This is a genomic window from Zeaxanthinibacter enoshimensis, from assembly GCF_004362865.1.
Classification (GTDB): Bacteria; Bacteroidota; Bacteroidia; order Flavobacteriales; family Flavobacteriaceae; genus Zeaxanthinibacter; species Zeaxanthinibacter enoshimensis.
In genome coordinates this window covers 654,158-680,702 of sequence record NZ_SNYI01000002.1, presented here as the reverse complement: position 1 = coordinate 680,702, position 26,545 = coordinate 654,158, and the positions used below count along the sequence as shown (strand labels likewise).

The window sequence follows — 26,545 nt, the reverse complement described above, 5'->3', positions numbered from 1 at the left end:
ATATTATTACTATGAAAAAAATTGGAATTACCGGTCAATCCGGATTTGTTGGAAATCATTTATTTAGGACATTATCCTTGGATGAATCCGTTATACTTATACCTTTCAATAAAGAATATTTTGAATCCCCAACAAAACTACAGGAATTTGTTAGTGCTTGTGATGTGATTGTACATCTCGCGGCGATGAACCGACACATCGATCCTCAAGTTATTTACGAAACCAATATGGATTTGGTTAATAAATTGATCGATGCTTGTAAAGCGGGTTCGGCTACACCGCATATTCTGTTCTCTTCATCTACCCAGGAAGATCTTGATAACCTTTATGGTAAATCGAAAAAAGACGGGAAAGATAGATTGATACAGTGGGCAGATGAACAGGGTGGTAAATTCACTTCGATGACAATTCCTAACGTCTTCGGGCCATTCGGAAAACCTAATTACAACTCCGTTGTGGCCACATTCTGCCATAAAGTTGCAAATGATGAAGAAGCCAGTATCATAAATGACAGCGAGGTTGGCCTGATCTATGTGAACGAACTTGTAGAAGTAATAATTCAAATTATCAAGGGAGAGGTTAAAACAACCCGCATAAGTGAACATAGTAGTTCATTGGAAATTGAACCTCGCTATCATATAAAGGTTTCCGAAGTACTCAAAATGTTAAAACGGTTCAAGAAAGATTACATGGAGCACGGAATCTTTCCTGAACTGGATAAGAGCCTCTTCGAAAAAGCACTATTCAATACTTTCCGCTGTTATATCCCAGAAGATCATTATCCGGTAAAATTTACCCAACATACAGATACGAGAGGGAGTTTCGTAGAAATCGCCAGAACCCAGACTAGTGGTCAATTTTCATTTTCCACCACGGTTCCCGGCATCACTAGGGGAAACCATTTTCATACTCGAAAGGCAGAGCGTTTTGCTGTTATTAAAGGAAAAGCCAGAATCCAATTACGAAAGATCGGTACAGATAAGATCATCAACTATTATTTGGATGGCGAGGAACCAGCTTACGTAGACATGCCCATTTGGTATACCCACAATATTAAAAATATTGGGAAAGAAGAGCTCATCACCCTTTTCTGGATTAATGAACCTTTTGATCCTGCAGATGCTGACACTTATTTTGAAGACGTAGAAAAGTAAAATATACTGAAGTGAAAAAATTAAAAGTAGTTACAGTTGTAGGCACGAGACCGGAAATTATCCGTCTTGCTTGCGTACTAAATGCCTTAGACGCGAATAAAGCTATTGATCATACTCTAGTCCATACAGGACAGAACTATGATTATGAATTAAACGAGATATTTTTTGAGGACTTGGGTATTCGTAAACCGGATCATTTTCTTAACGCCGCTGGTAAAAATGCAACAGAGACCGTAGGGAAAATTCTAATTGCTATTGATCCTATCCTGGAAGAAATAAACCCGGATGCCTTCCTGGTTCTGGGAGATACTAATTCCTGTTTATGTGCAATCCCTGCCAAGAAACGAAAGATTCCTGTATTTCATATGGAGGCCGGCAACCGTTGCTTTGACCAACGTGTGCCAGAAGAGACAAACAGGAAGATCGTAGACCACGTTGCCGATATAAATCTCACGTACAGTGATATCGCACGTGAATATCTCCTCCGGGAGGGTTTAAGCCCGGAGAGAGTAATTAAGACAGGAAGTCCAATGTTCGAAGTGCTTAATCAGTTTCGTGATAAAATAGAAGCCTCATCGGTACTTGAAAAGCTGGAACTTGAAAGGCACCAATATTTCGTAGTATCCTCGCACCGGGAAGAGAACATCAGCAATCCTAAAAATTTTGAGGGATTGATCATGTCCTTGAATACTATTGCAGAGAAATACGATTACCCTGTTATCGTCTCTACGCATCCTCGTACCAGAAACATGTTAGATTCAAAAGAAGTCAAGACGCATAAAAATATTCAATTCCTTAAACCTCTTGGATTCACGGACTACAATGCCTTGCAGTATCATTCATTCGCTGTGCTTTCAGACAGTGGTACAATCTCTGAGGAATCTTCTATTTTAAATTTCCGTGCCCTGAATATCCGGGAGGCCCACGAGCGACCCGAGGCAATGGAGGAAGCTTCGGTTATGATGGTAGGAATGAATCCTGAAAGGATATTGCAGGCTCTCGAAGCGCTAGATGTGCAAGAACGTAATCCCAATAGAAATTTCAGGCGTGTAGCCGATTACAGTATGCCTAATGTCAGTGAAAAAGTGGTAAGAATTATAATATCCTATACAGACTATATTAACAGGGTCGTATGGAGTAAAAATACATAGAACGTATTAATGGCTAAGCACAACCTTTTCATTTTTAGTGAAAAATCATTTTCTGAAAATAGCGCAGGAACCACCCGAATGCTTTATTATGCGAAAGCCATTGCTGACGAATCCCATCAGGTATATTTGATCGGCTATAGTTCTGCCGATCTATCAGACCAAGTATTTACGGAGAAGTTTCCGAATGTATTTGTCGCAACTTGCAATCGACCAAGGTACTCCCCTTTTCTAACAATAAGTTTTGTTCGTAAACTTGTTCATTTTGCCGTATCAAAAGAAGGATCAACGACATTCCTTTATTACCCTTTTCCCCGGGTTTCATTGGAACTTATGGCTTTATTCTATATTAAGCTTTATAGAGGTTTACCATTATATACTGAATTCAACGAAATTAGGAAATATTCTTCTGCCTTTCATCCCCCTATGAGATGGAGTACTCCCATTTACTCAGTAAAAAAGATAATTTTCATTACCCTATTTACTGTGATGGAGCCCTTGCTGAGATTCTATGATGGTATAATATGTATCTCTTCTGCGATTCAGAAATACGCCAATGATTACAACTCTAGGACAATCAGAATTCCCATATTAACAGATCCCAAGCCCCCTAATAAAAATCCCGAAAAAATATTTCATACGGCTGGGTATTTTAATATTGGATTTTCAGGAAGCATTCATCCAACAAAGGAAAATCTTTTGAAATTCTTTCATCTAATAAAATTGCTCAACAGTGAAGGATATTCAGTGAAATTCAATTTATGTGGGATAGTTTCGTCTACGTTTAAATCTGAATTTCACGAAATTATAAACAATACATCTGTGATCTCCTACGCAGGAAATCTAAATCAAAAAGATTTAAAGGATTTTCTAAGTCAACAAGATTTATTGGTGGTGCCAAGAGGGTTCAGTCTTCAAAATAAATACGGGTTTTCGACTAAATTATCTGATTACCTAAATCAGGGAAAAATAGTTCTTGTTACAGATATCTCAGATAATGCCCTTTATATTAAAGATGGTCATAATGGTTTTATAGTTCCTCCAGATGATGATTTAGCCATGTATAAAAAAATAAGACATATAATTGACAATTATAGGGAAATTTTGAAAACAGTGCCTGATCATGCAATGGCGACATCTAGAAAAGAATTTTTCTATTTGAATTTCAAAAATGTATTAACAGATTTTCTTTTTAAAAACCCTGTACGCTCGCGGGTTAAAGGGAATTTGAAAAATGATTAATGATTTCATGATGATAAAATCTTAATTATTTTCTACCTCAAAACATCCAAATGAAAAAATATCAAAAAAAAAAGATTCTTGTCATTTTGCCTAATGATTTCCTGGGTGGCGCTGAGCAGTATCTGAAAATGGTTGCATCCAATTTTCAGAATGAAGAAGTATATATCTTCGTTTTTAGTAAAAAAAAAACTGGCTCCTGGGATGATATTGCTAATTACACTCAAATAGAATACAGTGACTCAGATAATATTTTGATGAGTATCTTTAACTTTTTGCAATTTCTATGGAGTAAGAAAAATACCATCTTTGATTTCATTTTTTCATCTCATGTCTATTATACCGGGATCACAGGAATATTCATCAGACTTAGATTTTTAAATAAAGACCGCTTCATTGCCAGGGAATCAACCTCCATATTTCGAAGATTTTCAGGATTTAAGTTGTGGACCTACCGGGCTATGTATAAAATAGGTTATAAGCCAGTAGACCTGCTGGTTTGCCAAACCGAACTCATGAAGCAACAGTTAGAGGAAGGTCTTCCGGGTTTATCCAGGAGTCTCAAAATAAAAGTTATTCCTAATCCAATAGACCTGAATAAATTAAAAGAGAAAATAAAAACCCTACATAATGCGGAAATACCAGACAATTATATCGTTTCTGCAGGACGCCTGATCCCTGAAAAAGGATTTGACCTTCTCATCAGGGCCTTCGCAAATTCACAGGGTGAAACGGGTCGTAAACTTCTAATCCTTGGGGAAGGAAAAGAACGCAATATATTGGAAAGTATGATAGAGGAATTGGATTTACAGGGAAAGGTTTTCTTAATCGGACATGTAGATAATGTTTACCCATACTTTCAAAATGCTGAAGCCTGTATTGTTTCATCAAGAATCGAAGGATTTCCTAATGTACTATTACAAATGATGAGTGTCAATAACCGGGTAGGATCAACTTTATGCGCCGGTGGAATCGAGAATATTCCAGGTATCCATACTTGTTTACCCGATAAGATTGATGAACTTAGCGGTTTATTAAATCTTACACTAGCTGATTCTAATGATAATCGAATTGCATTTGATAAATATCTCAATGAAAGAAGTGTGGAAAATCATATCGAGAAAATTAAAGCGTACACAGACTAAGTTTTAAGTTCCACCCTACTTGAACCCCATATAAATTTACAATGAATGTCTAAAACTAAAATATTAATAGTGTGTTCATTTGGTGAATCACTCATGAATTTCAGAGGAGATTTTATCAAAGCACTCGTAGAGGAAAATTTTGAAGTATTCTGTGCAGCTCCTTATATAAAGAGTGCTACCCGGAAGATGTTGGAAGAATGGGGTGCACATTACGATAATTTTCCGCTTCAACGTACCGGGATGAATCCCCTCAAAGACATAGGAAGTATCCGCGTCCTAGGTCAGTTAATGGATAAACATGAAATAGATATTGTGTTCCCTTATACCATCAAACCGGTCATTTATAGTTCTATCGCTGCCGGAAAGCGCAAGATTCCAGTAGTATCCTTAATTACTGGATTAGGGTTTACTTTTAGCGCTATTTCACCTAAAGCCAAGCTGCTACAGAATGTAACCCAGATAATGTACCGTTACGCTCTGAAATTCAACCAAACAGTTATCTTCCAAAACATAGATGACCAAGCCCTTTTCAAGGAGAAAAATATCATAAACGGAAAATCAAAAAGTTATGTTGTCAATGGGTCCGGAATTAATTTAAATAAATATAAATTCAGAGAGCGAAAGATTGCCGAAAACTCTAAGGTTAAGTTCGTGCTCGCAGGAAGATTAATGCCAGAAAAGGGAGTGGGACTTTTCATTAAAGCCGCGGAAACTTTGAAGAGCAACAACATCCAGGCCGAGTTTCATTTATTCGGATCTGTGGCAAAACAATATGAATCCAGCCCTTTTGAGAAAGAACTCAACAGATTGGCTGCTAACAAAACCGTCATACTTCATGGCCATGTAGATAATGTTGCCGTGAAATTGGATGAAATGGATGTATTTGTTCTCCCTACATATTACAGGGAAGGAGTGCCCCGCTCTATCCTAGAAGCACTATCCAGTGGGATGCCCGTTATAACGACAAATACCCCTGGTTGCAGGGAAACGGTCATTCCGGATAAAAATGGTTTTCTTCTGCCCCCACAGGAATTGGATCCATTGATAGAAGCTATGCAGTTTTTCATCGAAAATCCATCCAGGATTCCCGAAATGGGAAAAAATAGTTTTCATTTAGCAAAAGAAAAGTTTGACGTACATTTAATTAACAAGCAATTAATATCCCTGATCAGGGAATCTATCTAGATGATGTACAAAAGAAAGATTAAAAGAATACTAGATTTTATCGCAGCTCTTTTTGGGCTTATTCTCATCTCCCCTATCTTTTTACTCGTATATATTTTTCTTACTGTCGCTAATAATGGAAAACCTTTCTTTGTCCAGGAAAGACCGGGGAAAAACGGAAAAATTTTCAGGATCCTGAAGTTTAAAACCATGAATGACAAAAAAAGTCCTGATGGGTTACTCTTACCGGATGCAGAGCGACTTACGACCGTTGGAAGTATAGTGAGAAAAACCTCCTTAGACGAGATACCGCAACTTATAAATGTCCTTAAAGGAGATATGAGTCTTATAGGTCCCAGACCACTACTCATCGCTTATTTGCCTCTGTACAACGAATTTCAAAACAGGCGTCATGAAATGAGACCCGGGATTACCGGCTGGGCCCAGGTGAATGGGAGGAATAGCCTCTCCTGGGATAAAAAATTTGAATTAGATGTGTGGTATGTTGATAATGTGAGTTTCAAGCTTGACTTAAAAATTTTGTGGCTAACGGTATTGAAAGTATTAAAAAGCGATGGTATATCGTCTTCCACCAGTGCTACCATGGAATATTTTACGGGGAACGAATCTGAATCAGGGAGAGTATGAGATTGTCCATCATTATACCGTGTTATAACATGGAGGCATACCTGCCAACGTGTCTGGATAGTATTCTGAACCAAGGACTAGACCCTGCGTCCTATGAAATAATCATTGTTAATGATGAATCCAGGGACCAAACCTTGGCCATAGCCCGGGAGTATGAGAACAGCCATCCTAATATCAAGGTAATAGATAAAACTAATGCCGGGGTGGGTGCAGCCCGAAACAGTGGATTAGAGATGGCGCGAGGAACCTATATTTATTTTCTGGATCCGGACGACTACCTGGCCGATAATACTATTCCAAAGATTCTTGAAATTGCCGAGAAATTGTCACTTGACGTTCTCACCTTCAAATCTTTACCTGTAAGTAAGGATGAAATTATTCCTGGGAGCCAATATTGTAATAATGAAGATAAGCTGACTGTTTACGATGGAGTTTCATTTATTGCAGACCGAAAATTCTCTAATGAGATTTGGTGGTATATAATCCGACGAGATTTTATGCTTACCAATAATCTACGTTTTATCGAAGGACGTTGGATGGAAGATGCTATCCTTACAGCCCAGCTTTTCTGCAAGGCTGCTCGTATTAGTCATGTCGATCATGATGTTCACAGGTACCGTATTCTTCCTACCTCAGCTATGAGGAACAAAACCCCTGAACATTATCGTAAGGTCATTTATGATAATGCCAATGCAGCCCATGTATTTGTAAATCTGATTGAACATCTCCCTGACGACCACCCCCATGTAGGTGCCTGTAAGAAGAGACTACGAACCAGGCAGCAATCTTTCGTGTTCTTTCTTTTAGTCAGATTAATGAAATCTGATATATCTATTGAAGTTATTCCGGAAATGTTGAAGGGTTTTGAACGAATTGGCGCCTATCCTTTAAATAATTTTCTAGGAGAAGATTACTCCGGGATCCGTTATAGCTTATTGGTTTTTATTTATAATCGTAAATATTTAATAAAACCTTTCATGAGGTTATACCGTGTTTACAATAAGGTATTCCAAACGAATAGTTTGCCTCATTAATTTCCCCTCATTTTATTCAATACCCCCAATTTCTATAAAAATCCAGGTATAACCCTGCTAAGTTTAAATCAAATTCTTTTTAAACAGCATTTTCCTGGTTAATATATTAAAATGCAGGTATAGATATATCAAAAAGAGAATAGGAGATAAAACAAATAATCCTCGTTGATATAAATTGGGCCCAATCTTCACTAAATAACGAAAAGTTTTTTCCGGTGTAAGAATGAAATTCTTGAATAATTTCATTTTGTTCATGTGGGTAGAACTATATCGTAAGCCGACTTTTTTTGCTCCTATATTCTGGTAAAACCCATTTGATAAATGGTTAATCGCCCTATATTTCTCACGTGATGGAAATAAACTTAATTTTATAAACCTTTGAATACTTATTTCAAAAATGTCTTCCTTATTATAAACTTTAGTATATAACCTTTCCACTAGCTGATCAAACAAATCCATCATTTTATCCTGAAGCCCGGATATATCTGACTTGAATATTTTCTTTTCCGCCTCATTATGTACTTCATGGCTGAAGCCATTTTCTTTGGATAAATAGCGCTCTACGCTTCCATGAGGAGCAGAGGCTAACTGCTCGTATATCTGTCTGTTCGCCATTAAAATATGATCCGAAATATTGGCAGATGGATGGACCGAGAATAGTAATCCCCACCTGGGAGTATTGGCGGTTATGTTGTAAATATACATCAACCCCAAGTAGAGACCCCAAACATTTTTTTCTTTGAAAATGTTACTAAGTGCTTCCTGCATGGTCCCTCCCCACCCAATATCTACCACTACCAATGGCTCCTTCTTAAAATCAAAATTGAAACTTTCGAAATACTTTTGAAATAACGAACGTTGCGTTAAACGGTGATTCTCATATTGGGCTTGGAATTCCGGGTTATTCCGAAGTATTTGCAACTCGTCAGAATCGATAAAATTATCAATTTTCTGATCCCCATTTAAACCTGTAGCCCTTAATATGCTGTCACGATTCTGCTCAGAAATAAAGAATGATCTTAAAAAGTTATTGACACTCATGTGGTCGTATTCTTTTAAAGAAGTAAATTCTTCTTTATCCAAAGGCTTTAAGGAGGCATGCATCATAGACTTTCTCGATGCTTTTAAATAGTGTGTATTAATTCTGGAACCGGGTTCTAATTCATGTTTCTCCTGGTAATGATCAAATAAGGTTTTTAAAAAATAACCTTCCCGAGCTAAAAAAAATAAATTCTTAAGACGGTTCTTTTTGGCGAAGTGGTATAATTGCTCGGTAAATACATAATAAAACAAAATATATTCGCCAAGTTGTCCCTTACCCGAGCAACTACCATTGAATACCTGGGTGATTTCCTTATTCAGATCCCCGGACTGATCTCCCAAAAGGCTGGTTTTATCTTTTAACCTGGTTGATAACCTTTTTAAATGAACTGCCTCGATCCCATTTTCACGAGCCCTGATATAGTCGCTTTGCTTATTATCTCCAATCATCATTACTTCCTGAGAAGAAAGGCCTAGGTCAGCCAGTATATATGGATAAATACTGCCTTTTACCTTACTTTTCCTTTCTGTACTCGATACATAAATTCTATAAAACAGATCAGCTATTCCTAAGTGCTCCAACAGTCGGTATATGATAGCGTCTGACAGGTAAGTATCGGTGACCAGTATGATTTTTTTGCCCTGTTTATTTTGTTCTTTCAGAAAGATCAGGGTCTTATCGTTCAAATAAATAAGGGAACTTTCCGCGCGGAAATCTGCTAATTCCGAATATCTTATAAATTCCGGCAAATCACAGGGCACCTTCAGTCCTGTATTATTCAATCTTGAAAAAATTTCTTCAAGAATGTCAATGTAAGGAATCTCAACTTTGTTGTAGTCAGAAGAATCGGTGAGATATTGAACCGACTGTAGCCTGATACTAAATAATTCCTCGATCGAAAGATCCAGACCCAGCTCGGAAATAATAATTTTAGACCATAATTTTAGCACATAATTAGGATGGTCTGTCCTGTGGACTATCGTATCGAAGAGATCAGTAAATATTACTTCTTTCGATTGACAGTTCTCCAGTTTTTTCAATAACTTCGTCTTCATTTTCAACATTTCATTAATACATAGTTCTGTATGAGACCGATTTAACCGGTAGTTCTCGATTGAAGTTATTTTGAATGGTATCAAACAGAAAAGTGTCGCAAAAATAGATAATTGAATATATAAATCCGCTAATTAGAAGAAAACAATCTTATTTTAAATAGAGGTTGGACCTCTATTAGTATGATTTCTACTAAGCCTATCATGAATATACTAATTACATCTGCCGGTCGCCGAGTTTCGCTGGTCAGGTCCTTTCAAAAGGAATTACAGAAAATATTCCCGGGCGGAAAGGTTGTTGCAGCTGATGCCAACCCTGTCGAAGCTGCTGCTTGTCATGTAGCCGATGATGCCTTCAAAGTGCCTTACCTGAATGATTCGGAATATATTAACATCCTAATCAGGGAGTGTAAACGAAGAGAGATCTCCCTGCTTATTCCAACGATAGATACAGAACTGGCTGTATTGTCCCGGCACAAAGGTGAATTGGAATCCCAGGGAATCAAGACCGTAATTGCCACAGAGGCATTTATTTCCAAATGTCGTGATAAACGGGTAATTCATCAATTTTTCAGAGATCATAATATTGCTGTGGCCAAGGAATACAGCAAGGAGGATTATACGCTCCCCATGTTTATTAAACCCTCGGATGGAAGCAGAAGTGTGGACACCTACCTCATCAGAAAGCAGGAAGAGTTAAAAGATTATCATTTCAATAATGATAAATTGATGTTCCTGGAATATTTAGATCACGATTTATTTGATGAATATACTTGTGACCTTTATTACGATAAAAATCACAGGCTTAAGTGCGCTGTCCCGAGAAAACGGCTCGAAGTCAGAGATGGGGAAGTAAATAAAGGACTTACAGAGCGCGGTATTATGGTGGACTTTCTAAGAAATCACCTTAGCTATATAGAGGGGGCCGTAGGATGCCTGACATCACAATTTTTTAAACATAAGCAAACCCAGGAGATATATGGAATAGAGATCAATCCAAGGTTTGGGGGTGGATTCCCTCTGACATATTTAGCCGGGGCAAATTACCCAAAATGGATCATTGAGGAATATTTACAAGATAAAAACATAGACGAAAATTTTGACTGTTGGGAAGATCGGTTGCTGATGTTAAGATATGATGATGAAATACTGGTCCGTGGATATCAAGGTTGATGAACAAACGCTGATCGTTTTTGATCTGGATGATACGCTTTACAATGAAATTGATTTTCTAAGATCTGCCTATGAATTGATCGCGAAAAAGATCAGGCCAGATGAATGGAAATTATTATTTAGCTCTATGTTTTCACGATATCGCTGCGGAAAAGATGTATTTGAATGGCTATCAGCAACCTACGGCTGTGAAAAAAATGATTTACTCAAAATGTACCGATATCATAAACCTGATATTTCCCTGTTTGATGGTGCAGAGCAATTATTAAAAGATATAAGGAAAAATGGAGGCTCTCTCGGCATTCTTACCGATGGAAGATCACTTACTCAAAGAAATAAAATTGAAGCTTTAGGAATAACTGAGTTTTTTAAACAAATCATTATCTCAGAAGAAATCGGAACTGAAAAACCAAATAGAAGAAATTTTGATGTTTTTGAGACCAATGAAGGTTTCAATAAATACTATTATATCGCTGATAATTTTAAAAAAGATTTTTTAAGTCCAAACCAATTATCCTGGACTACCATTGGGTTGATCGATAATGGTAAAAATATCCATAAAGAGGGATATAAATACATGGAAGAAGAACGACTGAGACCTCATTACCTGGTAGGTTCTTTCCATGAGATTCGGATAATTTAAAAACAAATGGACCGCCCCGGGTCTTAACGAAAAGATATTTAATCGAATGATAAAGATTATTAAGGATAAAGATTCCTGGAACGAGGTAATCGGTTCTTTTATTGATGCTGACGTATACCATACCTATGATTATCATCATATTTCTAAAGGAATTGATGAAACCCCCGTATTGATCAAGTACAGTGACGATGAACAGGTGATCGCTTTACCACTATTGATACGCAGTATAGAAGGAACTGATTATAAGGATGCAACTTCAGTATATGGTTATTCCGGCCCCCTGTGCAGGGATTGCAGGGTCAGAAAGGCAAATACTTCTAATTTTAAAGAGGAGTTAGATGCTCTTTTTAATAAGAACAACATTGTTTCTATCTTTTCAAGACTCCATCCCTTTATCTCATATCAAACTGAACTACTGAGTAAGATGGGTGAAATTGTAAGCCCCGGGAAAGTGGTGAGTATTAACCTCGGTCTATCGGATGAAGAGCAGCAACAGTATTATAACCGCCGATTGCGAACCTACATTAATAAATGCCGCAGAACCTATAAGGTGAAGGAAGTTGATACCGACGATGAGATCAGGGCTTTTATTGAGATGTATACGGAAACCATGAAACGAGTGAATGCGAAAGAAAAATATTTCTTTGATGCTGATTATTTCTTCAACTTCATGAAGAGTGAATACTTTGATAAAAAACTACTAATCGCCCTTGATAAAGAATCCAATGAAATTGCAGCCGGAGCACTTTTCATCATGAAAAATCAAATGGTCAATTATCATCTCTCCGGTTTAAAAGATGAGTATCTTAAACTCAATCCAATTAAATTATTATTAGAGATCGTGAGGGAAGAGTCGACCCGTGAAGGATACTCCTATTTTAATCTTGGCGGTGGCGTGGGGAATAAGGAGGACTCCTTATTCAGATTTAAAGCAGGATACTCCAAAGATGTTAAAGATTTCAATTTGTGGCGTTATGTAGTCAACCAGGAAATTTATGAAAAACTCTCCAAAGAACATCTCAAAGAAACTGCCCCCGCTATATCTTCTCAGCTGCAGGATTTCTTTCCTCTCTACAGGGTAGAGACTTCCGAGACAGAAAATGAAAAATAATCACATATTCCCCGAAACAATGAACCTTAACCCGTTCACCACGAATACGTTCACCAAAATATGGTTGAAACATTTCAGTAATGATTCTACTAATATATTGCGGGGTCCATTCAAAGACTTGCAATTCTATAGAACAGGAAAAATTCCGGTCTATACCAATGTAGGGGCGAACCATACTAAAGGTATATCGTACACTTTTGATAAAAACAATAGTGAATCTTGGAAGAATAAGGTTTTTTTGATCCATGATGTTCCGGATTATTTCAATGTTGATACCACTACTTCCGAACCCAATCTCGGCAACTATAAAGTCACCCAGTATCCTGGGTTTCTTATCGACCTTTCTCCTTATAAGGACCTGGCTGATTTTATGGGTAAAAAATTTAGCAAAAGCAGTAGGTATAAGCTCAATAAGTATAAGAAACGATTAGAGGCAAGTTTTGACATCCGGTATCGGATGTTCCGTGGTGAGATCAGTAAAGAAGAATTTGATTCTATTTTTAATTATTTCAGAAATTTACTGGAAAAGCGGTTTAACGATAAAGAAATCACCAATAATAATCTGGATCCCAAGGAGTGGTCATTTTATCATGATGTCACCTACCCCATGATCTTAGAAGGCACAGCTGGTCTTTATGTAATTTACCATGGTGACCAGCCTATCGGTGTTACCTTAAATTTCTTTTCAGAAGACATTTTGTTCGATGCAATAACAGTATTCGATATTGATTTTTTTAAATTCCACTTAGGTTCAGTCACCATAATGAAACTGATTGAATGGAGCCTGGAAAATGGATTCAAGACATTTGACTTCTCTAAAGGATATTTTGATTACAAAACAAGATGGTCCAGCCTTGAATATCCATTTGAATACCATATTTATTACGACAAGACATCGTTCAAAGCAAGGTGCATTGCGTCTGGTTTAAAATGGTGGTATGAGCAAAAACAAAATTTGAGAAAGAAAGGGATCAACGAACGATTCCATAAGTTCACCTATTCATTGAAAAACAGGACGAAAAAAACGGAGAAGCCCACAGCTTATCAATTCTCTGACATAGACTCTGCTCCTTCCCAGGACACACTGGTTCGGTTACCTCTGAAAGATGAGAGAAACCAATGGTTGAGACCAATAATTTTCGATTTTCTCTATCTATCTACAGATACCTATAATTCTATCGAGGTTTACCAGATCAAGGATCAAAAGAACACCTTTTTTATATCAGGTAATGAGTCGAACAAACTACTAACCCTGAATTAAGTATATTTGAGAGATAACTTATTTAAGAACCCGGGGTAACCGGCTTAAGCACATTATGAAGGAGCCCTTTATTGACTTTTGGAATGAACATTCAATTCCAAGTTGGCCAAAACGGCTGCTAGCCGTTCCGTCCTACAATTTCCTTTTTGATTTGTACTTTAATCACTTGTGTGCACCGGTATACCGCCATAAATTTTTACATAAACTTTTAGGCAAAACCTGGTATCCTCAATCCAACAATTCCAAGGACTTTTTTGATAATACCGTTTTCCAGATCATGGATATCCCTGACTACCTCAAATTGGAAATTGGAGTACTATCCGATTCATATCAATCAATAAAAATCCGACAATATCCAGGGTTCATGGTCGACCTGAGAGATTATAAATCCCTTGATGAATTTCTCCTGCAGCAACTGAGTACACGCAATCGGAAGAACCTGCGATCAAAACAGAGGAAATTAGAATCCGACGCGGATATAAGATACTGTTTTTACCACGGAGAGATAGAAAAATCAGAATATGACAGGATTTTCGATACATTTTACCAGTTGCTGAAAAAACGTTTTGTTGAAAAGGAAATGTTTAATCGCAATTTGATGCATTGGAAATACTATTATGAATTGGCATATCCGATGATCCTCAATAAACAAGCGCTCTTATTTGTAATTTATGACAAGGATAAACCTATCACAATCACACTCAATTTTCTTTACGACCAACATCTTTTCAGTTATATACAAACCTACGATATTGATTATTCCCAATACAATATGGGTGACATCAGTATGGTAAAACACCTGCAGTGGTGTCTGGAGAACCAAATCCAAATTTTCGATCTCTCAAAAGGAGAGAACGACTATAAACTAAAATGGTCGAACCATCGATACGAACACTTTTACCACCTTTTTTACAAGGCGGGATCAATTCATGCGTTTTTGAAAGCTCAGGTGTTTCAAGGTAAATTGAGATTAGCCCAATACCTCAGAGATAAAGGAATACTAGGTAAACTCTTCCAATATGATCGTTTCTTTTTCAAAAGATTCCAAAAAAAGGTTGCTCATCACGACTGGAAAGCCCCGGAATGATTACCGGATAAATTACCGCTCTATGGTTGAAGTTTCTTCTTTGCGAAATTTTTGATCTGTTTGGTCTTTTTTAGGAGATGACATATCCTTCTCTAAAATATAACTTCCTATAGCCAAAGCATCCAATCCTGTGGAATAAAAGCAACGAAGCGCATCTTTTGGCGACTCCACCACCGGTTCACCCTGTATATTAAAGCTGGTGTTTAATATTACCGGTACACCTGTAATTTCACCCAATTCCCTAATTACGCTATGGTATAAGGGATGAATATTCCTATCCACTGTCTGCAATCTTGCACTCCCATCAACATGTGTCACGGCCGGTATAATCTCTTTTTTATCTTCCTTTACCTGGCACACCTTTAACATAAATGGTGCTTCTACTTCAAGATCAAAATAGTCCTTATAACTCTCTTTGAGTGCCGAGGGAGCGAAAGGCCTGTATGCTTCCCTGAATTTAACTTCTGAATTGATCTTGTCTTTCATTTGGGGAAAAGCGGGATTTGCAAGTATACTCCTGCTTCCAAGAGCCCTTGGGCCAATTTCCATCCTCCCCTGGAACCAGCCAATGATCTTCCCTTCTGCCAGCATTTTAGCGGCCTCCCGGGCGATATTTTCCACTTTTCGCGCCTTCAGTTTTGCACCTCCAATCGCCTTCTCAATTTCTTTGTCTGAATATTCGGTCCCGATGTATGGATTATTATGCACAAAGTTCCGTGGATTATTTAAAATGCCATTGTATAAATAATAGGCAGCTCCCAATGCAGTTCCATTATCCCCTGCCGCCGGCATTACATATACATCTTTAAATGGAGTTTCACGAACAATACGCCCGTTCATAACGCTGTTCAATGATACCCCCCCGGAAATAACCAGGTAATCTGCCTGGGTACGTTTATGAAGTAAATGACATAATTCCAGGACCCGTTCTTCTAATACCTTCTGAAAAGCAGCTGCCACATCCAGGTGATGTTTTTTGAATTCCCCTTTGGGATGCCTGGGCTCACCGAAAATTTTGATAAATTTTTCTGAATATGTCTTTTTAACCAGGTGTTGAAAATTGAAATAGCTCAGGTCTACTTTGACCTGTCCGTTCCCATCAACCCATATCATCTTACTTACTTCCTCTTCAAATACAGTAGGGTCGCCCATTGGAGCCAGACCCATAGTTTTCCCTTCGTCATAATTGGGAATAAACCCACAAAACTGGGTCACGGTTTCATAAAAGGATCCAAAAGAATTCGGGAAAAAGCTTTGGGTATAATTCTCAACCTTGTTTTTTTCTCCATATCCGAGCCAGGTCGTGGCCCATTCCCCGGAACCATCGATACCGAGCAGAGCTGCCTTCTCATATGGAGAAACGAAAAATGTTCCCGCAACATGTGTCAGATGGTGTTCTATGAAGTGTACTTCAGGTTTTTTACCCGCAGTAAAATTGTTGTTATACCAAATTTTAAACCGGCGCTGCTTTGCATAAGCATTTACCACATGATGCCCGAAAAAAGGCATAAAGCTGCGAAGATTTTTCAGAACATACATAGATTTCTTAAACCAATGGGTGGTTGGTTTAATGGAGACTGCAATGTGATCAATGTCATGGAACGTGATCCCTGCCATTTCAAGACACCTATTTATAGCTTTTTCCGGGAAAGCACCGGTATGCTTCACCCTGCTAAGTCGTTCTTCTTCGATAGCCGCAATAAGTTTACCATCTCTTATGATACAAGCAGTAGAATCGTGAAAATAATAGTTCAGGCCGAGGATAATCATATATAGTTAGGGAATAGAATATTTTACAATTATTTGAAAACGTCGAAATTAAAAAACGTATTGTCTTTGTTCGAAAACTTAACAATAAATTACAATTCGAGCACTAAAAATTCTGACCTCCTGTTTGCCCGGTGCTCTTCAGCAGTACATTGTACGCCGTCGGAACATTTATTGATCAGCTGAGATTCCCCATATCCATTTGCTTCTAAACGATCCCCGGATATTCCTTTCGATATCAAATAGTTTACGGTATTATCTGCTCGTTTCTGGGATAAACGTTGATTATAGGTTTCAGGTCCCCTACTATCGGTATGGGCATTTACCTGCAATTTAATTCCGCTGTTCAAGTTCAAAAGTTCAGCCAGTTGATCTAATGTTAATCTAGATTCCCGGTTGAGGCTGCTTGAGTCGAACGCGAAATATATCTTCCCTAAACCTTTTATCTGGTTTTCTATTTGCGTTTTCCGGGCTTGTTCGGCTTCTTCTGCCGCTCTCCTGGCGGCTTCTTCCTTATCACGAGCTAGACGCTCGGCAAGAGCCTTGGCTTCCTCTTCGGCCAGCCTGGCTGCGGCAATAGAATCCTGTTTGCGACGCTGCTCTTGATCTATAGCATTTATTAATGCAAGTTTCTCTTCTCCTTTTTTAGACAGTCCTTTTTCAATCCCATACTGGTAGATAACCCCGGCTCCGTGCTGAAAATGATTGCTTTCTCCACTTTTAAAGGCCCATTTCCCAGAGGTACTAATATCAATTCCCCAACGTTCTGAAAGCCAGAATCTGGATCCTAAACTAGCATTATAGGTCACCCTAGAAGATTCATTCGCATGTGTAAAGCCAATACCGGTACCGATATAAGGATCAAACCATCCTGAACGCCCCACCAGCCTGTTCAAACTATAACTAAGACGAGTATCTATAGCATAATAATCCTTACTTTCAGCTAACACCACATCGTCAACAGTGTTTCCCTCTTTATAACGATTATACGTGGCAATTCCCTCAAGTACAAACCCACTCCCTATGTTCTTACCAAGACTTAACCGGGATGGAAAAGGCACATAATTCCACTGGTCCTTAATTATGGTGTAATCCCGAATCCCATCACCAGAATCATCTACTACATTGAATCCTAGCCCGAAGATCCAGGAACTCTTAATAATACTATCATTTGCTGTAAGTACAGGCATTTCCTGCGAAAACGAAAATGCAGTGAATGCGAGGAAAAGCGCCATGGCGCAGCCGTAAGTTCTCATGTCGTACAAATTTGGGACTAATTTTCCCACAAAGATAAGGGCAGCAGGTTCTGATCCCAAGCATTGCACGACAAAACGGGAAAATATTCGGTATGCTACTGTTTTAAGGCAATTCAGCTAAAATATTCTCATAGCTAAGGGCAAATGGCGATCTTCTCTTAATTTTAGACCAAATCTCGCTAATGAACCCTCTGTTAACCCTCGCGATTCACGCTGCTCTGAATGCCGGCCACAAGATCATGGAAATCTATAAAGATGGTTTCGATGTACAGCAGAAGCAGGATCAATCCCCCGTGACCCAGGCCGACCTGCAGGCCGAAAATATAATCCTGGAACACCTCATAAAAACCGGTATTCCTATCATAAGCGAAGAGAGCACAAAATTACCTTACAGTGAACGAAAAAAATGGGAAAGCTGCTGGTTAGTCGATCCCCTGGACGGCACAAAGGAGTTCATCAAACAAAATGGCGAATTCACCGTGAATATCGCCTACTGTGAGCAGGGATACCCTGTACTGGGAGTGATCTACGTTCCTGCCAGCGGAGAATTGTACTGGGGAGATACCGAAATGAAAGAGGCTTACAAATCAACTTTACAAGAGGCTGTCTCGTCCAAGGAACTCACCCCGGGCCCGGTGAAAAAACTGCAATTCACTAATGAAAGTGGAAATGTACTACGGGTAGCCCGCAGCAGATCACATTTAAATCCCCGGACCATTGAATTTATCAACTTGGCCGGCCAGGGGTATGAGCGTACCGAAATGGTCACCAAAGGGAGTTCCCTGAAATTCGGCTTGCTAGCGGAAGGGTTAGCTGATCTTTACCCGCGCTTCTCCCCTACCATGGAATGGGATACGGCTGCCGGCCATGCTATCTGCAAAGCTTTGGGATTCAAGGTTATCAATGCAGAAACCCAGCAAGAACTGAAGTACAACAAAGAAGATCTTTTGAATCCTAGTTTTATTGTAAAACGGCAGGCTATCCCCTGATCGGCAGTCTAAAAGTGTAAAAAAGCCCTTGGCTATGCCGCAGCATTCTCACTGTTTGTTCGATTAGCCCGTAATCCCTCTAATTTATCAATACAAATTTTAGAAATTTCATAATAATTCTATTTAGTCTATATAACCGATAGGATAATTAATATATTTGTCCCCAAGGCGAAGGCAGACAAATTGTTTTCCCCAACCTTTAAACTGTTATTTATGAGCAGACATACCCTTAATTACCTCGACGAATTGGAGGCAGAAGCCATATATGTGCTCAGAGAAGTGCACGCGCAGTTCCAGAATCCGGTGATCCTGTTCTCCGGTGGCAAGGACTCCATCCTGGTTACACACCTGGCAAAGAAAGCATTCTATCCTTGTAAAATTCCCTTCGCATTTATGCACGTAGATACCGGCCATAATTTTCCGGAGACTATCCAGTTCAGGGATAAACTCATCGCGGAACTGGATGCCAAACTGATCGTCGGGTCGGTCCAGGAATCCATTGACCAGGGAAGGGTCGCCGAAGAAAAAGGAAAACACGCCACGAGGAATGCCTTGCAGATCACAACCCTCCTAGACGCTATTGAGGAAAACAAGATCGACTGTGCTATAGGCGGGGGCCGGCGGGATGAAGAAAAGGCACGGGCCAAAGAGCGATTCTTTTCCCATAGAGATGACTTCGGTCAATGGGATCCTAAAAACCAGCGACCGGAATTATGGAACCTTTTCAACGGTAAACATTTTGAAGGGGAACATTTCAGGGTTTTCCCCATCAGTAACTGGACAGAAATGGATGTCTGGAATTACATTAAGCGAGAAAATATTGAGATTCCCTCATTATACCTTGCCCATGAAAGGGAAGTAGTCTGGAGAAATGACTCCTGGATCCCCGCATCTGAATTCCTGAAACTCGATGAAAACGAGATTATAGAACAACGAAAAATTCGGTTCAGAACCCTCGGAGATATCACCATTACAGGAGGAATCGAATCAGAATCCGATACCCTGGAAAAAGTAGTGGCCGAAGTTTCCGTGATGCGGCTTACCGAACGCGGCAACCGCTCGGATGACAAAAGGTCGGAGACCGCGATGGAAGATCGCAAGAAACAGGGATATTTTTAATGTTAAGAAACCAGAGCATCATGCAAATCAATCATAATCAGTTACTTCGCTTTACGACGGCGGGGAGTGTAGACGATGGTAAAAGCACCCTAATCGGGCGGTTGTTATACGACTCTAAATCTATCTTCGAAGACCAGATGGCTGCCATTGAGAACAGTAGTAAGAAGAAAGGACATAACGGGATAGACCTCGCCTTGTTTACGGACGGGCTTAGGGATGAAAGGGAACAAGGGATTACTATTGATGTGGCTTACCGCTATTTTACTACCCCTAAACGCAAGTTCATTATAGCCGATACTCCCGGGCACATCCAGTATACCCGGAATATGGTCACTGGTGCATCAACAGCTAATGCCGCTATCATACTGATCGATGCCAGGCATGGGGTTATCGAACAGACCAGGAGACATACCTATATCGCCTCCTTGCTGAAAATCCCACACCTGATCATCTGCGTCAACAAGATGGACCTGGTTGATTATGATAAAACTACCTTTAATAACATCGTTGATCAATTCAAAGATTTTTCCACCCAAACGGGAAGTTCTGACCTCCATTTTATCCCGATCAGTGCATTGTTAGGGGATAATGTAGTGAATGATTCTAAGAATATGCCCTGGTATACCGGCAAACCATTACTGCACACCCTGGAAACCCTGGATATAAGTAAGGATGATGAGCAGGAAGAGGCACGTTTCCCAGTTCAAACGGTACTCAGACCACAACGTGAAGGTTTCATTGATTACAGGGGATATGCAGGAAGGATAGCCAGTGGTACACTACGCGTAGGTGACCTGATCACCGTCCTGCCTTCGGGCCTAAGTTCAACGATCGAGTCCATTACCGGGCCAGGAGGTGAAATTGAAGAAGCTTTTGCACCCATGTCTATAGCCCTTACGCTGAAAGACGATATCGATATCAGCCGAGGTGATATGATCGTAAGAACGGCAAATCCGCCTGAACCGTCACAGGATTTTGAAGTGATGTTATGCTGGCTGCATAATGATGCCGCTAAGCCAAGGACTAAATATACCATCAAACACACTTCTAATGACCAGAAGGCTATGATCAAAGAAGTACTTTATAAGATCAATATCAATAACCTTGAAAAAAAGGAAAATGACCACAGTCTGCAGATGAATGATATCAGCAGGGTCAGGATTAAAACCACAAGACCTTTGATGGTTGATCCCTATGAAAGAAACAGGTCGACCGGCAGCATCATACTTATTGACGACGCCACGAATGAAACTGTTGCAGCAGGAATGATCGTTTAAAGTCGTGAAAACAAAAAAGCCTCCTGACGGGGGCTTTTTAATTATTCCTTAATCAATACTACTTCTTTACCTGTCCTGGGCATTATATATAACCCGAATGGTCTTAATAGAGCGGAATTGATCTTTTCTTTATCCCCGGCTGTTATATTTGCAGGGCTAAGTATAACCCGTTCCTCACTTAGTTCCTGGACTGACAAAACTGGTAATTCCTCCTGTCTCGTCTCTCCCATGAAATAAACGATCACTAAATCATTATCAAAATCGATCTGCGGAACTGCCAGCCCGGGTTTCCTGGTCCTGTTTATCTTGGCAAAGAATGCGTTTAAGGCCTTCTTATCCCGTATAGTCAGGACTCCCTCCTTTTCTTCTCCTCCATAAGTATCGCTCATGATCATGGTTAATTCCTGTTCCTGACTGCCAGGTTTCTGTTGGGATTTACCTTTGTAACAATTACAACTGATACAAAACACCAGTAAAGAATATAAGCAGTACTTCATATCAGATAGAACTCTTATAATTAGCTTTATATGCCTTTTCATATACCGCCTCGTATAGGGGAAGTATGTGTTTAATATCAAACCTGGACGCCTCTTTATAAGCATTTTGTTTGAATTCCTCGAGCACCTGATCGTCTTTCAAAATATGCAGGGCATTCTTCACCATATCCCCGATATCCCCTACATCACTCATAAAACCGGTAACCCCGTGTTTATTTACCTCGGGGATACCCCCGGTATTACTGGAGATCACTGCAACCCGATTGATCATTGCTTCCAATGCAGCCAATCCAAAACTCTCCGTTTCTGAAGGCAGGAGAAAGAGGTCTGAGAAACAAAGAATCCGATCGATTTCATTACTGTTCCCCAGGAAAACTACTTTATTCTTAATTCCTAACTTATCACAAAGCATTTCAGCATCCTCCTTTTCAGGGCCCTCTCCCACCATGATAAGTCGGGCTGGAATTTCCTTACTGATTCCGTGGAATATCCGGATTACATCAGGTATACGTTTTACTTTTCTGAAGTTACTGATATGAGTAATGATCCGTTCATCATCCTCTGCCATCAAGGAGCGCTGGCAATCTGTGAATTCAGTATCGTAATTAGTTATATCAATGAAATTGGGTATTACTTCGATCTCCTTTTCAATATTGAACAACTTGAGTGTTTCTTCCTTTAAGGCCGCGGAGACAGAAGTTACAACGTCAGATTTATTTATACTGAAAGTAACTGCGGGTTTATAAAATGGATGTTTCCCTACCAGGGTGATATCTGTTCCATGGAGGGTGGTTATCATGGGAATGTAGATCCCTTCCTCTTCCAGCATCTTTTTAGCCATGTATCCCGCGTACGCGTGAGGTATGGCATAGTGTACATGTAAAAGTTCTATCCCGTACAATTTAATGGTATCGACCAGTTTGCTGGAAAGCGCCAGCTCGTACGGTTGATAATGGAAAAGTGGATACTCCGGTACGTGAACTTCGTGGAAATGGATCCGGCTATTAAGCAATTCGAGCCGAACGGGTTGCTTGTAGGTTATAAAGTGAACTTCGTGTCCCCTGCCGGCTAAAGCAATTCCCAGTTCTGTTGCAACAACACCACTCCCTCCGAAGGTCGGGTAACAAACTATGGCTATTCTCATCCGTGAATCTATATTAAGAAGGCTGATTTAACAGGCCTTTTAACAAAACTACGGTTAAATTTTTTCCCTAATTGATAAGAGAATCATAAATAGCCTGCTGTATACGCGTTCGCAAAGCAGATTTTACCAGCAACATATTCGTTGCGGAGGGATATGTCCGGTTAGAAAGGAAGACATATACCAGGTCCTGTTCAGGATCCGCCCAGGTATAAGTTCCTGTAAACCCACTGTGACCGAAACTCTTACGGGAGACACAACCGCAGGTGGGGCCCTTTTCATCTAACTGGGGTTTATCAAATCCTACCCCCCGCCGGACATTCTTATCACAGAAATAACATTTATTAAACTTTTCAACTGTACGTTCATCAAGGAAGCGCTCCCCACCATAATATCCACCCTGCAGGTACATCTGCATGATCTTTGCCACGTCGTTGGCATTACTGAATAACCCCGCGTGGCCGCCTACACCACCCTGCATAGCAGCGCCCATATCGTGCACAAATCCCTGTACCACCTGGTACCGGTAATAGTTATCCACTTCCGTGGGTACAATCTCTTTCATGGGATACCTGTCCAGGGGGTTAAAGCCTGTCCTGTTTGCTCCCAGCCGCTTATAGAGGAACTGGTCTGTAAGGGTATCCAACCTTGTTCCCTTAGCTTGCTCTATATATTTTTTGAGAATGTAATAGGAAATGTCACTATAGCGATAGCGATTCGATTTCAATTCCTGCCTCTCAATCCGGTTATAAATAGAATCTGTGTATGCATCACTGAGATACATTTGGTCTGTTACCCGTATGGAAAAGCCGTCTGCCGGGTGATTCCTGTAATATTCCGGAGAGGGCCGACGGTTCTTATTTAATGTATCCACATAAAAGGCAATCCAGGCCGGTAATCGGCCATAATGGGATAATGCCTTAAGGACAGTAACATTCTTTAACTCTGAGTCCTCGAACTCCGGAAGTAATTCTTCGAAAGTATTATTCAGCGCCAGGCTACCTTCCTCTTCCATTTTCATCAACTGGGGCAGCGTGGCCAGGATCTTGGTTAGGGAAGCGAGATCGTAAATGCTATTAGTGCTTATAGAGTCTTTGCTATCGTAAGTAGGTTTACCAAAGGCTTTATTATAAATAACCTTTCCTTTCCTGGCTACCAGTACCTGTGCTCCCGGGAACATCATGGAATCGATACCATTCTGAACCAGGGTATCAATCCGGGAAAGCCCCAGGCTACTCATCCCTACACGCTCAGGTACGTCATACCCCAGACGCATAAGCGAGTCATATTTTATTCCTGTATTGACAGGGAAATCCCTGTGTGCGGACACCGGCAACTTCCCTTTGGCCGGTAGCGCACCGAATAGGATCTGCGCAGTCTTTTGCTGACTGATGGTGCTGTTCTGGTAGGCCTGCACCACCCCGTCTATATCCTGGAAAGTGGCTATATCTGACAGGGCATAGGGATTGGCGAAAGACACAAGCACCGTATTAGATTCGGGCATCCGGGCTATTTCATGAAGCCAGAACCTTTCTTTTTCAGAAAATTTATAAGGCTTCCAGGGGCTACTATTGTCCTTGTGAAAGCCAACGATCACCAGGTTATAGTCTTTAAGTTTTTCTTTTAAGGTTGCGATATCCTTTCCATTAACCTGGACCACCTCGGTGTATTTCTGCATGGTTTCCAGGAAAGGATCACTGTCATCATCCCCCATTTTTACGAAGGCGATCTTTTTATTCTCCAGCCTCTTAACCGGTAATATATCCACTTTATTCTGCAGAACAGTAATAGCATTCTCCATCGCATCCGCGTAAAGCAGCTCGTTACCCTGGTTGTTCAGATCCTGGTATAGTTCATCTATGATCACCGGGCTATACTTGTGAAGCCCAACCTTGTATTTCGCCATCAGGATCCTCTTGACCGATTCGGCTAATCGTTCTTCTTTTATCCTCCCTCTATTATAGGCCTTGAGAAGTGCTTCCTTGGCAAGTAGCGCATTTTCCGGCATCAGCAGCATATCATTCCCGGCATAGAATGCTTCCAGAGCCGTTTCCCCGCCTGGGGCAAAACTGGTAACCCCATTCATGTTAAGGGCATCCGTAAAAATCAGTCCCTCGTACCCCATTTCTTCACGCAGGAGATCGGTAATAATTTTCTTTGAAAGAGAAGAGGGTCTCCCTTTATCTCTCTCAAGTTCAGGGATCTGCAGATGGGCAACCATTATGCTGGTGACACCTTCTTCTACGAGTTTTTTATATGGCTGGAGTTCGATACTATCAAGCCGGGCCCTGTTATGCTCGATAAGCGGTAGCGCTTTATGTGAATCTACTGAGGTATCACCATGGCCTGGAAAATGCTTAGCCGAAGCCAGCACTCCCGCTCTTTGCATTCCCCTGGTAAAAGCCAGTCCTTTTTCACTCACGTTTTCCCTGTCCTCCCCGAAGGAACGGTTCCCGATAATAGGGTTCCTCGGATTGGTATTGATATCAACATCGGGTGCAAAATTGATATGCACTCCCAGCCTCTTGGCCTGGCACCCGATCTGGTGACCTACTTGTGCAACCAGCGTGGTATCCTCAATAGCACCAAGGGTCATATTCCAGGGAAAAGCATAGGTGGAGTCCAGCCGCATAGCCAGTCCCCATTCCGCGTCTAACCCTATCATCAAAGGGGTCTTAGCCAGGGCCTGGTAGTGATTGGTCTGCTTAGCCTGGGATACCGGTCCGCCTTTGGAAAAAATAATTCCTCCTATATGGTGATCCCGGATCAATGCCTCTGTTTTTTTTACCCCTTCCAGGTCTGTTGCAGGAGGTGCCATGACCATGAGTAATTGCCCTATCCTTTCCTCGGGGGTCATCGACTCGTACTTAGTATTAACCCATACCGACTGTTCCAGCGTATCCTTGGTAATTAAAGGATGGACCTGTGCAGGAAGGATTTGGATTAACAAAAAGAAAAAAAAGAAAACGAGGTATCTAGGCATAAATAAGTTTCTATGATACTAACTTAAAAGCGCAAGGAATATTGCATTTTATCGGATATCCACCAGCTACATTGCTCTGAGCGGGCGTTTCTAAAAGATCATTTTATAAACCTGGCATGCCAGCTTTCCTCTGCCGGCACTTCCCAATGATTCAGGTATTCATGTTTATTCGTAACCAGGTTATTAAAAACTATGGTATTCCCGGATATTGATCTTTGGGAAGCCATTTTCTTAAAATCTTTTAAGGGTTTATAGGCAACATGTGGTCCTTGTTTAAAGGTCACGTTCATCTTGTCCAGGAGTTCCACATCGTACTCCTGTTCCAATTGCTGAATAAATCTTACGGAAGCATCAATTGAACAGCCGGATGCAGAAGCAACAGACTGATCCAGGGCAATGACCAAGAATCGACGGTACTTGATCTCGTAGCCCGCCTGCAGCTGGCTGCCATGAGCGGTCCATTCCTTCAGGAAGGCATCCACTTTTGGCTTAATCTCTTCTAATTCTTCCTCGGTAAACGGCCTGTTAGCCTGGTAAATCCATATCCGTGAGGTGTCGGGTAGCTCTTCAAATGAAACTAGCATAACATTCTGATTTAATGCTTGCTGAAAGCAA

At 40.3% G+C, this 26,545-nt stretch carries 22 protein-coding genes; 15 read left to right on the top strand and 7 right to left on the bottom strand.

Translation table 11 applies throughout. The features are described 5' to 3' along the window. Positions 1 to 11 precede the first annotated feature (11 nt). From CLV82_RS09190 to CLV82_RS09160, 7 genes are read left to right on the top strand one after another with little or no spacing between them, the layout of a single operon-like run. Positions 12 to 1,154 (top strand): polysaccharide biosynthesis C-terminal domain-containing protein, encoded by a 1,143-nt coding sequence (locus CLV82_RS09190; protein ID WP_133644012.1) that lies wholly within the window; start codon positions 12 to 14, stop codon positions 1,152 to 1,154. 11 nt (positions 1,155 to 1,165) lie between these two features. Then, positions 1,166 to 2,305: a non-hydrolyzing UDP-N-acetylglucosamine 2-epimerase gene (wecB, locus tag CLV82_RS09185; protein WP_133644011.1), complete on the top strand. Its 1,140-nt coding sequence runs from the start codon at positions 1,166 to 1,168 to the stop codon at positions 2,303 to 2,305. Between the two features lie 9 nt (positions 2,306 to 2,314). Then, positions 2,315 to 3,544, top strand: a complete 1,230-nt coding sequence (locus tag CLV82_RS09180) for a glycosyltransferase family 4 protein (RefSeq protein WP_133644010.1) — start codon at positions 2,315 to 2,317, stop codon at positions 3,542 to 3,544. A 50-nt stretch (positions 3,545 to 3,594) separates the two neighbouring features. Further along, complete coding sequence (locus CLV82_RS09175) at positions 3,595 to 4,686, top strand: glycosyltransferase (RefSeq protein WP_133644009.1); 1,092 nt, start codon at positions 3,595 to 3,597, stop codon at positions 4,684 to 4,686. Between the two features lie 45 nt (positions 4,687 to 4,731). Continuing rightward, on the top strand, positions 4,732 to 5,871 hold the full coding sequence (locus CLV82_RS09170; RefSeq protein WP_133644008.1) for a glycosyltransferase family 4 protein: 1,140 nt from the start codon (positions 4,732 to 4,734) through the stop codon (positions 5,869 to 5,871). 3 nt (positions 5,872 to 5,874) lie between these two features. After that, positions 5,875 to 6,498, top strand: a complete 624-nt coding sequence (locus CLV82_RS09165; RefSeq protein ID WP_133644509.1) for a sugar transferase — start codon at positions 5,875 to 5,877, stop codon at positions 6,496 to 6,498. Further along, complete coding sequence (locus tag CLV82_RS09160) at positions 6,495 to 7,532, top strand: glycosyltransferase (protein ID WP_133644007.1); 1,038 nt, start codon at positions 6,495 to 6,497, stop codon at positions 7,530 to 7,532. Before CLV82_RS09165 ends, CLV82_RS09160 begins: the two co-directional genes overlap by 4 nt. A 63-nt stretch (positions 7,533 to 7,595) precedes the next feature. On the opposite strand, the gene CLV82_RS09155 is transcribed toward CLV82_RS09160, so the two are convergent. Continuing rightward, on the bottom strand, positions 7,596 to 9,629 hold the full coding sequence (locus CLV82_RS09155; RefSeq protein WP_166636695.1) for an HAD hydrolase-like protein: 2,034 nt from the start codon (positions 9,627 to 9,629) through the stop codon (positions 7,596 to 7,598). Between the two features lie 201 nt (positions 9,630 to 9,830). Here CLV82_RS09155 and CLV82_RS09150 point away from each other — a divergent pair, with 201 nt between their 5' ends. The 5 genes from CLV82_RS09150 to CLV82_RS09130 all read left to right on the top strand — a co-directional run bounded on the left by CLV82_RS09150 (position 9,831) and on the right by CLV82_RS09130 (position 14,901). Further along, entirely contained in the window at positions 9,831 to 10,799 is a 969-nt protein-coding gene (locus tag CLV82_RS09150; protein ID WP_133644005.1) for an ATP-grasp domain-containing protein, read from the top strand. After that, positions 10,783 to 11,442, top strand: a complete 660-nt coding sequence (locus CLV82_RS09145; protein ID WP_166636694.1) for an HAD family hydrolase — start codon at positions 10,783 to 10,785, stop codon at positions 11,440 to 11,442. Before CLV82_RS09150 ends, CLV82_RS09145 begins: the two co-directional genes overlap by 17 nt. Before the next feature lie 46 nt (positions 11,443 to 11,488). Further along, positions 11,489 to 12,553: a peptidoglycan bridge formation glycyltransferase FemA/FemB family protein gene (locus tag CLV82_RS09140; RefSeq protein ID WP_133644003.1), complete on the top strand. Its 1,065-nt coding sequence runs from the start codon at positions 11,489 to 11,491 to the stop codon at positions 12,551 to 12,553. 19 nt (positions 12,554 to 12,572) lie between these two features. Continuing rightward, on the top strand, positions 12,573 to 13,814 hold the full coding sequence (locus CLV82_RS09135) for a GNAT family N-acetyltransferase (protein WP_166636693.1): 1,242 nt from the start codon (positions 12,573 to 12,575) through the stop codon (positions 13,812 to 13,814). A gap of 364 nt (positions 13,815 to 14,178) precedes the next feature. Further along, entirely contained in the window at positions 14,179 to 14,901 is a 723-nt protein-coding gene (locus CLV82_RS09130) for a GNAT family N-acetyltransferase (protein WP_166636692.1), read from the top strand. Positions 14,902 to 14,913: 12 nt separating this feature from the next. Here CLV82_RS09130 and CLV82_RS09125 read toward each other — a convergent pair whose 3' ends face one another. Next, positions 14,914 to 16,671, bottom strand: coding sequence for a carbamoyltransferase family protein (locus tag CLV82_RS09125; RefSeq protein WP_133644000.1), 1,758 nt, complete (start codon positions 16,669 to 16,671; stop codon positions 14,914 to 14,916). A gap of 89 nt (positions 16,672 to 16,760) precedes the next feature. After that, complete coding sequence (locus tag CLV82_RS09120) at positions 16,761 to 17,924, bottom strand: OmpA family protein (RefSeq protein ID WP_133643999.1); 1,164 nt, start codon at positions 17,922 to 17,924, stop codon at positions 16,761 to 16,763. 182 nt (positions 17,925 to 18,106) lie between these two features. Here CLV82_RS09120 and cysQ point away from each other — a divergent pair, with 182 nt between their 5' ends. From cysQ to cysN, 3 genes are all read left to right on the top strand, one after another. Then, entirely contained in the window at positions 18,107 to 18,913 is an 807-nt protein-coding gene (cysQ, locus tag CLV82_RS09115) for a 3'(2'),5'-bisphosphate nucleotidase CysQ (protein WP_133643998.1), read from the top strand. A 213-nt stretch (positions 18,914 to 19,126) separates the two neighbouring features. Further along, positions 19,127 to 20,032: a sulfate adenylyltransferase subunit CysD gene (cysD, locus tag CLV82_RS09110; protein WP_133643997.1), complete on the top strand. Its 906-nt coding sequence runs from the start codon at positions 19,127 to 19,129 to the stop codon at positions 20,030 to 20,032. Positions 20,033 to 20,052: 20 nt separating this feature from the next. Beyond that, entirely contained in the window at positions 20,053 to 21,309 is a 1,257-nt protein-coding gene (gene cysN / locus CLV82_RS09105) for a sulfate adenylyltransferase subunit CysN (protein ID WP_133643996.1), read from the top strand. A gap of 41 nt (positions 21,310 to 21,350) precedes the next feature. Here the strand turns inward: cysN and CLV82_RS09100 are convergent, their stop codons facing one another. The 4 genes from CLV82_RS09100 to CLV82_RS09085 all read right to left on the bottom strand — a co-directional run bounded on the left by CLV82_RS09100 (position 21,351) and on the right by CLV82_RS09085 (position 26,514). Further along, complete coding sequence (locus CLV82_RS09100; protein WP_133643995.1) at positions 21,351 to 21,806, bottom strand: hypothetical protein; 456 nt, start codon at positions 21,804 to 21,806, stop codon at positions 21,351 to 21,353. Between the two features lies 1 nt (position 21,807). Beyond that, entirely contained in the window at positions 21,808 to 22,950 is a 1,143-nt protein-coding gene (gene bshA, locus CLV82_RS09095) for an N-acetyl-alpha-D-glucosaminyl L-malate synthase BshA (protein ID WP_133643994.1), read from the bottom strand. 67 nt (positions 22,951 to 23,017) lie between these two features. Beyond that, the gene (locus CLV82_RS09090; RefSeq protein ID WP_133643993.1) at positions 23,018 to 25,930 is read right to left on the bottom strand and encodes a glycoside hydrolase family 3 N-terminal domain-containing protein; all 2,913 of its coding nucleotides are present in this window, start codon (positions 25,928 to 25,930) and stop codon (positions 23,018 to 23,020) included. Positions 25,931 to 26,028: 98 nt separating this feature from the next. After that, complete coding sequence (locus CLV82_RS09085; RefSeq protein ID WP_133643992.1) at positions 26,029 to 26,514, bottom strand: ABC transporter ATPase; 486 nt, start codon at positions 26,512 to 26,514, stop codon at positions 26,029 to 26,031. Between the last annotated feature and the right edge of the window lie 31 nt (positions 26,515 to 26,545).

Excerpts from the sequence above, each read along its gene's own strand:
- CLV82_RS09190 (WP_133644012.1), top strand. The coding sequence starts at position 12 with ATGAAAAAAATTGGAATTACCGGTCAATCCGGATTTGTTGGAAATCAT.
- CLV82_RS09180 (WP_133644010.1), top strand. The coding sequence starts at position 2,315 with ATGGCTAAGCACAACCTTTTCATTTTTAGTGAAAAATCATTTTCTGAA.
- CLV82_RS09175 (WP_133644009.1), top strand. The coding sequence starts at position 3,595 with ATGAAAAAATATCAAAAAAAAAAGATTCTTGTCATTTTGCCTAATGAT.
- CLV82_RS09170 (WP_133644008.1), top strand. The coding sequence starts at position 4,732 with ATGTCTAAAACTAAAATATTAATAGTGTGTTCATTTGGTGAATCACTC.
- CLV82_RS09165 (WP_133644509.1), top strand. The coding sequence starts at position 5,875 with ATGTACAAAAGAAAGATTAAAAGAATACTAGATTTTATCGCAGCTCTT.
- CLV82_RS09160 (WP_133644007.1), top strand. The coding sequence starts at position 6,495 with ATGAGATTGTCCATCATTATACCGTGTTATAACATGGAGGCATACCTG.
- CLV82_RS09155 (WP_166636695.1), bottom strand. The coding sequence starts at position 9,629 with ATGAAGACGAAGTTATTGAAAAAACTGGAGAACTGTCAATCGAAAGAA.
- CLV82_RS09150 (WP_133644005.1), top strand. The coding sequence starts at position 9,831 with ATGAATATACTAATTACATCTGCCGGTCGCCGAGTTTCGCTGGTCAGG.
- CLV82_RS09140 (WP_133644003.1), top strand. The coding sequence starts at position 11,489 with ATGATAAAGATTATTAAGGATAAAGATTCCTGGAACGAGGTAATCGGT.
- CLV82_RS09135 (WP_166636693.1), top strand. The coding sequence starts at position 12,573 with ATGAACCTTAACCCGTTCACCACGAATACGTTCACCAAAATATGGTTG.
- CLV82_RS09130 (WP_166636692.1), top strand. The coding sequence starts at position 14,179 with ATGGTCGACCTGAGAGATTATAAATCCCTTGATGAATTTCTCCTGCAG.
- CLV82_RS09125 (WP_133644000.1), bottom strand. The coding sequence starts at position 16,671 with ATGATTATCCTCGGCCTGAACTATTATTTTCACGATTCTACTGCTTGT.
- CLV82_RS09120 (WP_133643999.1), bottom strand. The coding sequence starts at position 17,924 with ATGAGAACTTACGGCTGCGCCATGGCGCTTTTCCTCGCATTCACTGCA.
- cysQ (WP_133643998.1), top strand. The coding sequence starts at position 18,107 with ATGAACCCTCTGTTAACCCTCGCGATTCACGCTGCTCTGAATGCCGGC.
- cysD (WP_133643997.1), top strand. The coding sequence starts at position 19,127 with ATGAGCAGACATACCCTTAATTACCTCGACGAATTGGAGGCAGAAGCC.
- cysN (WP_133643996.1), top strand. The coding sequence starts at position 20,053 with ATGCAAATCAATCATAATCAGTTACTTCGCTTTACGACGGCGGGGAGT.
- CLV82_RS09100 (WP_133643995.1), bottom strand. The coding sequence starts at position 21,806 with ATGAAGTACTGCTTATATTCTTTACTGGTGTTTTGTATCAGTTGTAAT.
- bshA (WP_133643994.1), bottom strand. The coding sequence starts at position 22,950 with ATGAGAATAGCCATAGTTTGTTACCCGACCTTCGGAGGGAGTGGTGTT.
- CLV82_RS09090 (WP_133643993.1), bottom strand. The coding sequence starts at position 25,930 with ATGCCTAGATACCTCGTTTTCTTTTTTTTCTTTTTGTTAATCCAAATC.
- CLV82_RS09085 (WP_133643992.1), bottom strand. The coding sequence starts at position 26,514 with ATGCTAGTTTCATTTGAAGAGCTACCCGACACCTCACGGATATGGATT.